At 54.1% G+C, this 12,178-nt stretch carries 11 protein-coding genes; 3 read left to right on the top strand and 8 right to left on the bottom strand.

Annotated elements, in window-relative coordinates; genetic code table 11:
* The first annotated feature begins 152 nt into the window (after positions 1–152).
* A complete protein-coding gene (locus G0P99_RS06585) occupies positions 153–596 on the top strand; it encodes a hypothetical protein (protein ID WP_164128602.1) in 444 nt (147 codons plus the stop codon).
* Positions 597–1,029: 433 nt separating this feature from the next.
* Here G0P99_RS06585 and G0P99_RS06580 read toward each other — a convergent pair whose 3' ends face one another.
* From G0P99_RS06580 to G0P99_RS06570, 3 genes are all read right to left on the bottom strand, one after another.
* A complete protein-coding gene (locus G0P99_RS06580) occupies positions 1,030–2,313 on the bottom strand; it encodes a mechanosensitive ion channel family protein (RefSeq protein WP_203583007.1) in 1,284 nt (427 codons plus the stop codon).
* 149 nt (positions 2,314–2,462) lie between these two features.
* Positions 2,463–3,194, bottom strand: a complete 732-nt coding sequence (locus G0P99_RS06575; protein ID WP_164128601.1) for an outer membrane protein — start codon at positions 3,192–3,194, stop codon at positions 2,463–2,465.
* A 185-nt stretch (positions 3,195–3,379) separates the two neighbouring features.
* Complete coding sequence (locus G0P99_RS06570) at positions 3,380–4,786, bottom strand: DUF1254 domain-containing protein (protein WP_164128600.1); 1,407 nt, start codon at positions 4,784–4,786, stop codon at positions 3,380–3,382.
* A gap of 268 nt (positions 4,787–5,054) precedes the next feature.
* On the opposite strand from G0P99_RS06570, the gene G0P99_RS06565 reads away from it, so the two are divergent.
* Positions 5,055–6,089, top strand: a complete 1,035-nt coding sequence (locus tag G0P99_RS06565; RefSeq protein WP_164128599.1) for an AraC family transcriptional regulator — start codon at positions 5,055–5,057, stop codon at positions 6,087–6,089.
* 30 nt (positions 6,090–6,119) lie between these two features.
* Here G0P99_RS06565 and G0P99_RS06560 read toward each other — a convergent pair whose 3' ends face one another.
* A complete protein-coding gene (locus tag G0P99_RS06560; protein WP_164128598.1) occupies positions 6,120–7,139 on the bottom strand; it encodes an AraC family transcriptional regulator in 1,020 nt (339 codons plus the stop codon).
* Positions 7,140–7,332: 193 nt separating this feature from the next.
* On the opposite strand from G0P99_RS06560, the gene G0P99_RS06555 reads away from it, so the two are divergent.
* Positions 7,333–8,775, top strand: a complete 1,443-nt coding sequence (locus G0P99_RS06555) for a DUF1254 domain-containing protein (protein WP_164128597.1) — start codon at positions 7,333–7,335, stop codon at positions 8,773–8,775.
* Between the two features lie 961 nt (positions 8,776–9,736).
* Here G0P99_RS06555 and G0P99_RS06550 read toward each other — a convergent pair.
* The 4 genes from G0P99_RS06550 to G0P99_RS24465 all read right to left on the bottom strand — a co-directional run.
* Positions 9,737–10,258 carry a hypothetical protein gene (locus tag G0P99_RS06550; RefSeq protein WP_164128596.1) on the bottom strand — a complete coding sequence of 174 codons (522 nt, stop codon included), beginning with the start codon at positions 10,256–10,258 and terminating at the stop codon, positions 9,737–9,739.
* An 18-nt stretch (positions 10,259–10,276) separates the two neighbouring features.
* Positions 10,277–11,338 carry a DUF1214 domain-containing protein gene (locus tag G0P99_RS06545; RefSeq protein ID WP_164128595.1) on the bottom strand — a complete coding sequence of 354 codons (1,062 nt, stop codon included), beginning with the start codon at positions 11,336–11,338 and terminating at the stop codon, positions 10,277–10,279.
* Between the two features lie 244 nt (positions 11,339–11,582).
* Positions 11,583–11,831, bottom strand: coding sequence for a ParB N-terminal domain-containing protein (locus G0P99_RS06540; protein WP_164128594.1), 249 nt, complete (start codon positions 11,829–11,831; stop codon positions 11,583–11,585).
* 138 nt (positions 11,832–11,969) lie between these two features.
* The coding region (locus tag G0P99_RS24465; protein ID WP_203583006.1) for a hypothetical protein at positions 11,970–12,178 on the bottom strand (209 nt) is incomplete at its 5' end.

Raw genomic sequence — 12,178 nt, 5'->3', positions numbered from 1 at the left:
AGATCAAGATTGAGCGCAGTAATTCCGGTATCGACTGCAGGACGCAGCGACAGATCCGGTGTGAATTCATCTGGTGGGTTTGATGACACCTGGCAGATGCATTACCACTTTCGGCATAACCAGTCTGCCCCTGCCTTCCGGAACCCAGCGCCGTGCCGAACTCCAAGCCACCCCGAAACCTGACACCCGGCCTCTGCCAGCGGCTTCAGGACGAGATGCTGCAAGCCTGCCAGGATGTGGCCGCGCGCAACGGCTTGGTGGTCGAAGCCAAAGAGATCTCGGGCGTCGATCTGCGCTGGGGTTTCGATCTAGGGTTCCGCGTATCCATTCCGCTCCCAGATGGGAGCGCGCTCGATCCCGAAAGGTTGCGATTTGAAGCCCTCGCTGCAGCCTTCGGGCTGTCGCCGGCCGACTTTGGCCGACAGTTCAGCACCGGCCGCGACACCTTCAGGATCACGGGAATCGATCCCCGCAGGCCGAAGTACCCGATCTCTGCGGAGCGCATCCCCGATGGGCAGGGGTACAAGTTCACCGCTGAACAGGTGGCGCTGCTGTTGCAGAAAGAGGTGAAGGATGTGACGCCGAAGGGCCGGTGAAGGCTCGAACGGCCCATAGCGCCGCCCACCTCGGTGCTCTGTCGCTACAGTGCGGCCCGTCGAACCTGCCATTCGCTGCAGGCGCGAAATTGCGTGCCCGACGAGCTGGAAGTATGCCGAGATTGTATTGAAAAAGTCGATGTCCTGCTAAGAATAACCAAACCACGAGAACTTTCTCCCTCGCAATCCGTCCTTCACAAGCATCGTATTCTGGTAAGCGTTCCGGAAGAATATTGTTCCACATTTTGGATGTGATTTTCGGCGGGTCGAGTTTTTCAACACAATCCGGAAGAAGCCGCCGCACGCCACAGAGCGGTTTCATGACCGCTGAAGAGCGCTATTCACTTTCGTCCGAATTGATCCAACTAGCGAATGCGATACAACTTCGCTGCATGGACGGAATGAGACTTTAAAACTCGATTACGTAAGTTTTTCAGGAGCGTTTAGCCTGTTCGGATTTAATATGGATGTCCCGCTGCGGAAATGGGATGGAGATACCTTCTGCATCGAAACACTCCTTTGCGGCCCCGGTTAGACCCCAAAAGACCTCCCAGTAGTCCTCGCGTTTGACCCATGGTCGACAATAGATGTTGACTGAGCTCTCCCCCAACTCACCCACGAATATTTGTGGAGCGGGGACTTGGAGACACTTTTCGTTTTTGCTCACAAGGTCTTCTAGAACCTGGATCGCTTGCGCAGCGCTGTCGGAATAGGAGATGGAAAACAAAAGATCGACCCGGCGCGTTTCTGAGGCGCTCACATTGGTAATGACGTCGCCCCAAATAATGCTGTTGGGAATGGTAACAATCTGGTTGTCGAATGTTCTGATTTGAGCGGAGACAACCGACATTTCGTCAACCTGACCAGAGACTCCCGCCACGCGAACCGTATCTCCAGTATCAAAGGGTTTCAGAATCATCATCATCAAACCGCTGGCCAGATTCCCGATCGTTTGCTGCAAGGCAAAACCGAGAATGAACGAGACACCTCCGAATATTGCGAAGAACGGTGTGATGTTCACTCCGAGGAAGCTGAGTAGGATTAAGCCTCCCAACACGAAAGTCACCCAGTAGACCATCTTCAGAAGAAACTTCTTGAGGATGCGCGACACGGTGGAGATTTTCGCAAGCGCACGCTCTGCCAATCGCGTCGAAAAACCGGCCCAAAGGAAAAGCGCCCAAGCAGCCACGCAGAAGCCGATCAAACTGTAAAGAACCTGAATTCCGCCATCCGGCGAAAACAACCAACGCTCCAGACTACGAATGAGCTCCAGAGGGTTAAACGACCGAAGCGTGCTTTTCAATGCCGATTTCAGATAGAGTTCATGCGGTCTCAACGCTGCTGCATCGGCACCCTTTTCCCGCCATTCGGCGAGAGCATCGCGGTACTTCAGTTCAAGCGATCTTTGTGCGTCCAGCAGGGCGCCGCGCTGTTCTTGCGTCGAGTTTGCCCCCTGGTTAGAAGCAAGACCCGTTTGGGCCATTTGTTCAAGATTGGACTGCAGGTAGCCCCGCCAGATTTCAGCTACCTGGCCAAGCTCCGCCTCTGACAGAGGCTTGACGAGCACCTGAAGGTCTTCCCGAGTCAGGTACGGGTTTCGCAGTTGCGTTAGGTAGCTATCGGGGCTTCCCTGCGCCAGCGTAGGGGTCGGATTTAACGCAGCAAGAGAAAGAAGAAGTCCGGCGATCAAATAATAGAAGAGACAGGCAATCCTCAAGCTATGCTCCACAACAGACAGCAACCTGCGCAATGATCAAAATCGCGTCGTTAGGATTGGTCGAAGCCCGACGTTCGGTAACCATCCTCTCTGGCCGGAAACCTGTTCCAATTTTCAAGAATAATCCCCCCACTTGGCCCGACCAGAGGTCAGAACCGATAGGTCAGGCCAAAAATCGGACCAGATAACCCAATGGCGACGTCTGACCCCTTGATCGTCTTTCTGATGTCCATGTGCCGGTAGCCAAAGCGGGCAGACAAGCCTTCGGTTATGTCGTAGTCCAGCGTTCCCACAACTTGCCAGGTGGTGCTGGAATCAGAGAATCCTCCATAGTCGGCGAAACCGCTGGCGGACCATTTTTCCGATAGCTTCCAATGCGCTCGCACGCCGATGACGGGATCGAACCAGTTGTCGTTCAATGACCGGCTTTGAGAAGGACGGGTGCCTTCGCTGAGAGAAACCGAGGTGTCGAGGTCGAAGTAGCGAAAGCCCCCTAAAACTTCGTATCTTGCAGTACTGCTTTCAGCCAATTGGTAGCTCAGATATCCGCTCATCACCCAAGCGGTGATATCGGTCGTTCCTTCAGAGAAGAGCCTTCCGAAAGGCGTGTCTTGTGTGTCGGAAAGGTCGACGTAGATGATATCCTTGATGATACCCCAACGTCCCCGGTGGGCTTCGAAGGTCCCCATGAAAACCATTTCGAGGTCAGACAGCACATCGCTGCCGGATGGGTTGGATTCAATATCGCCAAATTCGGTGGCAATCGAAGTGTCCATTCCGGGTACCCACCCGTAGAGCGTGATGACTTTTTCCCACTTTTCGGCATGGCCGACCGTCGGAATCGCAGCAACCAGCATGGCTGCGAAAGTTGAATTTCTCACGTTGTTTCCTTGATGTCATTGGTCCAGATTTCAATCGTGACACGCCAATCGTCGACCTCATGAAACGGGCGGATCATTTCCATGGTTTTCCGGTCTCGCCAGACATTCTTTCGTTAAGGTCCCCGGCGGAGCACAGGTCGATCACAACAAATCAGACTATGGGAGACCGGAAAGCATAGGATGCCTTATTGCACTTTTGTCACTGCGGGCGGCGACCAAGTGCCGCTCAACGCTTCTTTCTTGGGCCAGTAGAGGCGCATCACCATGTAAATCGGGCCATCGGGCGCCGGCAGCCAGTTTGCTTTCTGGTCAGGGTCGGAAGGCTCGTCGTGCTGAATGTACAGGGTCAGCGAACCGTCCTGTCCTGTCTTCAGATCAGGCAACATGGGCGAGTTGATCAGATACCTGCCAATCGGGTTCTCGATCAGCAGTTGGGTCTTGCCGTCATACATCGTGACTGACCAAAACGCGTTCACGGGAGGAAGTTCACCCGCCGGAAAGGTCAGCGTGTATTTGCCTGTGCTGCCGTCAAGCGGTTTTCCATCCGCGTCCTGCTTTGCCAGCGGGTAGAGCGCCTCGACTGAATCATTCCCGTAAATACCGGCCACTGCGGCTGCGGCCCGCAGGGTATAATTGTCGCCCATCATCTTACGGTCGCCAAACAAGCCTTCGGAAATCTGCCAGCCATTCACCAGTTTGCCCAGCGAGGCGACTTCTTTTTGCACCTCCGCTGCCGCGGCTTTCATACCCGCGATTTCCTCGTCCGTAAGCGGTTTGGACGGGAACGGTGCCGCCGGTTCGATGCCAACACTGGCGAATTTGGCGCGCAGCGGTTTCTCATCCTCGAAAATCCCGACAGCCGGTGCGAATTGAAGTAGGAAAGACAGATATCCAAATGGATCGTGCTTGGCGAGATCCTTGTCGATCTTGGGCCAGTCGATGGCGGTCGGTGCGGTCGGTGCGTCTGTTCCCAGGAACTTCGACAGCGGTTGGGCGCTGTATTTCGCCTGGATAGCCCGAACTTTGTCGATATCAGAAGCTGCGAACAACTGGGTCCTGAAAAGACCCAGAGCAAACTGAGTCCCGGACTGAAAGACCTTTTCGATGCCTTTGGGCGTGTCGCCACTCCACTCCGGACCGGCAACCGCATAACAGCCTGCCTCGTTTCCGGTCGAACGGCTGCCAATATAGCCGAAATTGTAAGTGTATTGCGAGATGAGCTGTACCGAATAATACCGGGATTTTTCGACCTCAGGCACGCACAGCACCATCGGCTCAGCCCGCAGGTCCATCCACACAAAAGAATAAGGCGTATCGCTATTGGGCGTTACAACTGCTCTATCTTTATACGTAAAGACGTTCGCCTCGCTGTAAAGGCTGTTGAATGGCGCTTTGTATTGTTTGCCGCCCACGTCGACCGCGTATTCATACATGATTCCGTAATTCATCAGCATGGGCAACGCGTAAGTGGTCGCGTCCTTGGCAATTTCGCTGATTTCATCTGCTGTCAGGCCGCTTTCAGCAAAAACAGCCGCTCCATGGACAATTGCAACACTTGCAAACGCCCCGGCAAATATTCCTATCTTGGTCATCTTGTTCAATTTCTCCGTCAAAAGGGCCGTAAAACAATGCTGGCAAGACGGCCATATAAGATCGCCGGGCAGCAAAACGGCAAAGGCTCGCAGACAATCGAGATACCGATGCCACGTCAGGCACGACATTCCGGATACCAGCGCCGTCGCGCAGCTTCCGAAGGCTCCCAAAGTTCTTGGCGCGACCTCCCCAGGGCGTCAATTCTGTATGGCCTGTTGTCGAAGGGTACTCTAAGCATATTCCACGCGCTTCACTTTAGAGGACAAAATGCACGCGGTTTCTCAGCAGGTAACGACGCAACGCGTGGGTCCTCTTTCCGAACTTCCGGGCGTCCTGCGCGATCTCGGCGCGGACGTCGAAGCGATTTTCGAAGGGAGCGGGATTGATCCCGACGCGATCACGCCGGATCTGCGAATGCCGTTTCCGGATCTGCTGAAACTGCTGGACCGGGCGGCAAGGATGTCCGGCTGTCCTCACTTGGGGCTTTTGTTCGGGGCGCGTTTCGAGGTCGTCAAACACCACGGTCTCATCGGCGAGCTCATGCACACCGCGCCGACCCTCAAACAAGCTCTCGTCGATTGCGTGACGTGGCAACTGGGGTATTCCAGCGGTGCGATTGTCTACCTGAACAACCTCGGCGACGAGTACGCGGTCGGGTACGGGACATATGAGGTGTCCGCACCGGGCACCAGGGTTCTCTATGATGTCATCGTCTGCATTGCATTGCGCATGGTGCATGAACTTTCGAATGGCACGGTCAAACCCATAGAGGCACATTTCGCGCACAGCCAGGATACCGACCCCACGACCTACAGAAGACTTTTGAAATTACCGGTCTTTTTCAACCAGAATAGAACGTGCATCATCGTGGATAAATCGGCGATGCGTATCATTCCACCTCACGCCAATGCCGAAGCACGAGAAAAATTGATTGGTGTCATCGAACATCGGATCTGGGACCGCAAGCCCAGCTTATCGGAAAAAGTTAGCCACGCGATAAGACACTCGTTGCATTACGATGGGCCAACGATGACGACAGTAGCGAGCAAGCTGGCAATTCATCCCCGGACGCTGCGACGCCGTCTGGCTGATGAGGGAAACACCTTCGAAGCGCTCCGCGATACCGTCCGATACGCGGTCGCACGGGAAATGCTCGAGCTCACAAAAGTTCCGGTCGCTGAAATCAGTGACTTTCTTGCCTTTGCTTCCCCTGGCGTGTTCAGCACAGCGTTTCGGCGGTGGTCCGGGCTATCGCCTTTGACCTGGCGGCGACACACATTGACTTCTAGGTCGGTACTTTGAAGAATGGTTGCCGGGGATGTTTCGGCCGGGTCAAACAGACGGCTTGATCCCTGGGGTTGCAGCACGCCATGCCGAAGGTGTGGTCCCGCTCAGGCGCCGAAATGCGCTGGAGAACACTCCCGGAGACGCGTACCAGAGATGTGAAGCGATGTCGCTTACAGGGATGTCCGTCAATTCGAGAAGTTCTTTGGCCGCCGAAAAACGCACTGCATCGCGCATAATTCCGAAAGTCTGCCCTTCTTTCGACAGTCTTCGTTCCAAAGTGCGCGGATGGGTTCCCATTTGAAAGGCCACTGCAGACAATGTCGGTTTGGCGATAAGCATCACTCGCCTGATTGCTTGTCTTGTCCTCGTCGAAACATCCGGTGGTGTCTGAAATGCAACCTTCCTGATCCCGGCGAGGATATCGCGCCGTGCCGCTGAATCCGCGCTTGGAAGCGGCGTTCGCATTCCCGCCTCGTCCAGGATCAGACAGGTGCGATGCTGGTTGTACCGGACAGGAACCTTGAGCAGCCTCGCGTAGTCTGACGGACGTTCGGGTGGAAGGTGAGAGAAATGAATTTCCACTGGTTTTACGGCTCCATTCGTCATCTTTCGAAGCATTTGAACGCCAACCCCGATAATTGCATCGTAAAGCACCTTACTGCCGGGGGAGGAAGCGGCAATACTGCCATAGCCGATGGCATACTCATCCCCGTACCGGTTCAAATAAACGATGGCACCGCTTGAATACCCTGGCTGCCATATCACGAAATCGCTGAAGGCGTCGCGAACGGTTGCTGCGCTCAACATAAGCTGCCCAATGGGTCCGTGAATGTCGAAGGTGAAGCGGAGCCCAATCAGCAGCCCCAAGTGAGGGCAATTGGTTGCCTGCTCGGCCCCGTGCAACAAATTCAGCAACCTATTGAACGGGACGCGGGTATTCGGGTTAATCTCGCTTGGATCGACCCCGCTGCCACGGAACACGGTGGCAACGTCCACTCCCAAGTCACACAGAACCTGTGGCAGTTCGCAAAGAACCCCGGCCCTCTGCGTCATTTCAATTTCCAACTGGTCTGATCCTTTTGTCGCCCAAACCGAAGCGTAGCCACAAATTCTGTTTTAATCATCCCTTATTGTCTGGAACGCGGGCGCGCTTTGGTACCTGCATGATCCGTACCGGTGAAACCCGGGATGTCCGCGTCCTCGCCAATTTGACAGTCGCGACGATTTGAGCGGCAGGGACTTTGAAAAGGACATCAACATGAAAATCACGCGACGCGCATTGTCGGCCGGAGCTTTCGGGCTCACAGCGACGGCACTTCTGGGCGGTCAGGCACGGGCCACAGAATCCAAGATCAGCGACGAACTGCTCGACCGGGTCGACTTCTGGATCGCTCTGGAGGCGTATACATTCGCATATCCGCTGGTCACCATGGAATACACGCGCCGGGTCATGACAAATGTCGCCGAGGCAAAGGGAACGAAGGCCCCAATGGGTCAAATTGGGCGTCTGCGCGCATATCCGGATGCTTCTTTCACGGACGTCACCGCGCCCAATGCCGACACGCTCTACACATACGCGTTTTTCGACGTCACAAAAGAACCCTATGTTGTCAGCGTGCCGGACATGAACGACCGCTATGCGCTGTTTCCGATGCTGAGCGGATGGACGGATGTTTTCGATGTGCCTGGGAAGCGTACATCCGGAACCAAGGCACAGACCTTTGCGGTGACTGGCCCAGGTTGGTCAGGGACGCTGCCCGAAGGCGTGACGGAGTACAAGTCGCCCACTGGCATGGTCTGGCTGCTCGGGCGAATCTACTGCACCGGGACAAAGGAAGACTATGCCGAGGTTCACAAGATTCAGGATGCCGTCTCGCTGTTGCCGCTAAGTGCCTACGGTACGGATTACACGCCACCGGTCGGCACGGTCGATGCTACGGTCGACATGAAGACCGCCGTGCGCGATCAGGTCAATGCGCTGACAGCGGTCGAGTACTTCACGCTTTTCTGCGAGCTGATGAAGACCAACCCACCGGCTGCGGCGGATGCGCCCATGATCGAGAAGATGGCAGCGATCGGGATTGTCCCGGGCCAGGATTTCGACGCCAGGAAACTGGATGTGGCGCTGCAAAGTCGCGTTCCGCAGATCGCTTTTGCTCGTATCATGCTCCATTTCAAGGACAGCGGCGGGGACATTACGGACATCAACGGCTGGGCCTACACCACCAAGACAGGGCTTTACGGCACCAACTACATTCAGCGTGCGCTCGTAACGGCCATCGGTCTTGGCGCGAACCGTCCGCAGGATGCGATTTATCCGACCAGCACCAAGTCGGCGAGCGGACTGATCCACCGCGCCTATGACGGGTCAGAGAAATATGTGCTGACATTTCCGAAAGACCAACTGCCCCCGGCGAATGGCTTCTGGTCGATCACGATGTACAATTCAAAGTACTTCTTCGTCGACAATCCGCTGAACCGATATTCGATCAGCGCTCGGCAGAACCTTCAGGCAAATCCGGACGGGTCAGTCGACATTTACATCCAGAATGAGTCGCCCGGAAAAGATAAAGAATCTAATTGGCTTCCTGCGCCAAAGGACAAGTTTATTTTGATGATGCGTCTGTACTGGCCGAAGGAAGGTAACCCTTCGATCCTCGACGGTTCTTGGGTCATTCCACCCGCTAAAAAGGTAGGCTAATTCACCAATGGTAATCTTAAGTACGTCTGTTTGTCGTTCCAAAGAGTTCTGGATTTTATGCACGTTGCGGGCCTTGAAATAGTCTGAGCAACGTGCCGCTGCCCAAGTTCGCCGGGAAGTGACATGATATGACAAATTTAACTTCTGAATCGCGCTCAGAGCGGTCATGCAGCAGTTGAGAGAGAGAAACTCGATTTAATGGCTCCAGGAATGTCGGCTTCCGAGTTCGTAGCACTGTCGACGCGCACCAGCAGCGAATTCACACTTTCCGCCCTCTGTGTCGATATTGGTTCGGAAGCGTACGTGCTATCTATGATGCACGCGATCATAGTTGTGAGCTTGGTGTCCATCTTCTTGTCAACGTCTGGTCAACCCGTGAACGCGGTCTGGAGAACGATCTGCTCCGGCGAAAGACAGCGAAAAAGGTTAGGAGCGGGTCAAAGGAGGCGCCATTTCAAAGGCTTGTGCTGTAAGTCATTGAAATCATTGGGGCGATAGAATCCGAAGGTTTCGGCTCATAACCTGAAGGTCGTAGGTTCAAATCCTACTCCCGCAACCAAAATTCAGCGCTAAATCAAACGCTTAGACGCCGCCCCAGTGGGGCGGCGTTTTCGTTGATGGTCCCCGTGGAAGCACTGTGGAAGCAAGAGGGAGCGAAGTCCCTCATATTGCAGCGAAAATTGGCGCCACGGATCATCGTTGCTTCCTGGTGCTGGCAAAAGCTTGTCCGCCTAAGAGCATTGAACCCGACGCGGCATTGCAGCGCGTTCCTTCTCCGGAATTGTCATTGAGCACAGTCGAACAAGCAGGAATTCTAACCGGCCGTTCGCTGCACCAGGTTCCTATGCCTCAGATGCGGACGAAGCTGTCGTGCGATCCATTTGCGCGAATGGCACTGAACAGCCCAATGCCGCCATTTGACATGCTTGGATAGGCGCATCACTGCTAGATTGATAAAAACTCAATTTCTTCTGCGCGGACCCTCCGAGAAAAAGGCCTCGAAAAGACTTTCGTGGCCAAGGTCACGAACCATCAACATCAGAGCAGTGAAAGAGAACAACAAGATCGCCAGCCACATCTGCACAATCGCGAAATGTGACCAGTCAAATGCTTGTAAAGCCTTATCAAGACCCGAGGCGAACGTGCCTTCCGCACGAGCGGCGCTGACAAGACGTTCAAGAACATGCAGCAGTGCCGTTGAAATGTAATAAATGCCGCCCTTCCAAATTACTTCAAAGATCCGAGCGCGATGTCTGAACCGGTTCAGGAATGGCAGAAGGTCAGCGATAAGGATAGCTTTTGCTACCAAAAGCGCTCCGAGACTGGCAGTCAGATGACTTGTTGGCTGAGTGCCGCTGTCTTCTGACATGACCTGTAGTGTTTGCACCAGAGCGTTGAACCCAACACCGAAGAAAACTACGGGCGGAAGCATCTCGCGAAGCTCGTGTCCGATTGCTTTTATGGTCGCCGATCCGGTCGTCATGTGCATTTCTGCTTTGTTCTATTCTGACTTTTGCACGGCGGGGAAGGTCCAGGTTCCGTCGATTATTGACTCATCTGGCCGATACATGCGCACCACGTAATTCCAACCGTCGGTCAGCGGTATGCAGTTCATGCGAGAGGCATCATCACAACCGCCCAGATTAACGGTCATCGAACCGTCGGCGTTGGCTGTTCCCGATTGGCTGTTGATGTTGTAGACGCCTTTGTCATTCTGCTGAAAATATCCGTCCTTATTATAGACGCTGACGGACCAGAAAGCCTTGACCGGTACATCATTGGGTACGTCAATATGGTAGCTGCCTACTGGTAGTTTTGGGTTCACATTAAGGTAGAAGGCATCTTCCGAAGGAAGCCCACCCCAACCGAAAGCGGCCCCAAGAAGATGCGGAACTTGTTTCGTATTTTCCTTGTTACCGAAGGCTCCGCTAGAGTCCGGTAGGTATTTCGAGACCCCCAACAACAGTTCACGCAATGCCTTGTAGCTTGTTTCATCATAATTGGGATGCGTGTAGGTGGCAGACGATGCTGCCTCGATCTTGAATTGATCCTGAAGCGCGTTGGCTTTCCTGATATCCTCGGGGTTACTGGAATCTACAAGAGTTCGGAAAGCAACAAGCACGTAATCCGTATCAAAATCGTCTTTAGTCAATTGGTGTGCGCCGGGTTCGTAGAATACCTTGTTGATGTATTCATCCTCGTTTACAATCATCGCCGAATTGTACCGCCCATCGGTTTCCGGCATTGTCAACGTTGCACCTTCGCTGATGTTGACAATCGCGAAGCTGTACAGCGTATCGCGGTTCATTCGGATGACGGACTGTTTGTCTAGCGGAGTTGGGCCTCGAAAGCTCATCAGCTTGTTGATGCCGCCAGTCATTTTGAGAATGCGATCAAATTGCCCCGCGGTCTCTGCCCTTACGTAGTTGTTCACAGTTACCGGAACGGCCGTGTTCTGGAGATGCTTGGCCAAACTATCTGCAGGATCGACAGCCAAAGCCTTGAGTGGCAGCAGGGCAGTGACTGCGGTAACAGCGGCGACATATTTGAGGTTTTTGCACATCGAGCATGCTCCTGAATTCGGCTTTCAAATATTATGATCGCTGTGTTTGCGATCCTTACAAATTCTGACTGTGGTCTTGTCACGCTTCGTGCGAAACAACATTGATGCACATCAAACAAGGTTGATCGCGAGGCTCCGCTGCGCACTTCTTTCTGCGCGATCACTGATTTGCCGGAGCGGCTCGAGGCTACAAATGGTCTTACGAAGCGACGCCGAAATAACCAAAGTAAGTCACCACTAGATGTTAGTGCAGTCGAGCTTTTACGAAGTAGGCGTCGACTGAGCTCTCCCCCAACGCGCGAAGAGCTTCAAGCCTGTGGAGCCCCTCAACCAGTACAAAACCGTCACCATCTACGCGCACCTGTATCGGAGTGGTTTGTCCATTTTCGATGATGCTTTCCGCGATTTCTTGCACCTTAATCTCTATCAGTGTCTTTCTTCGTTTGAGAGGAACACGGATATCGGCGATCGCAACAGTATGCTTGTCCAACATGGGTCAAGCTTGCTCCACTTCCCCGTGACAAGCCAGTTATTTGTGAGGATCAACGAACTATTTGGTACCAAGTACTAGTGTGATGCGGTCTCGGACGGCGGGGTTGGGCTCGAAACGGTCTTGCGGCGGTACAGAGGGTCAAGTTTGAACCACGTCCCGAAAGCCGCCGTTCCCGAAATGCAGATGTTTCAACGATTTCAGCGGCGTGACCCGATGCCCGGACATTCGGCGGTTGGAAGCGGTTGTTAGACGAACGGTGATGGAACGACGGCTTCGAGCCCGAAGCAGCCGATCGCTCTTAATGTTCAGGCGGATTAACGGCCGAAAACCTCTCTGTTCGTAGAGTT

It is taken from the genome of Ruegeria sp. PrR005 (genome assembly GCF_010500245.1).
In the GTDB taxonomy this organism is placed as follows: Bacteria; Pseudomonadota; Alphaproteobacteria; order Rhodobacterales; family Rhodobacteraceae; genus Ruegeria_B; species Ruegeria_B marisflavi.
Note: the sequence above shows the minus strand (reverse complement) of the source record. Positions and strands in the feature narration are given on the sequence as shown.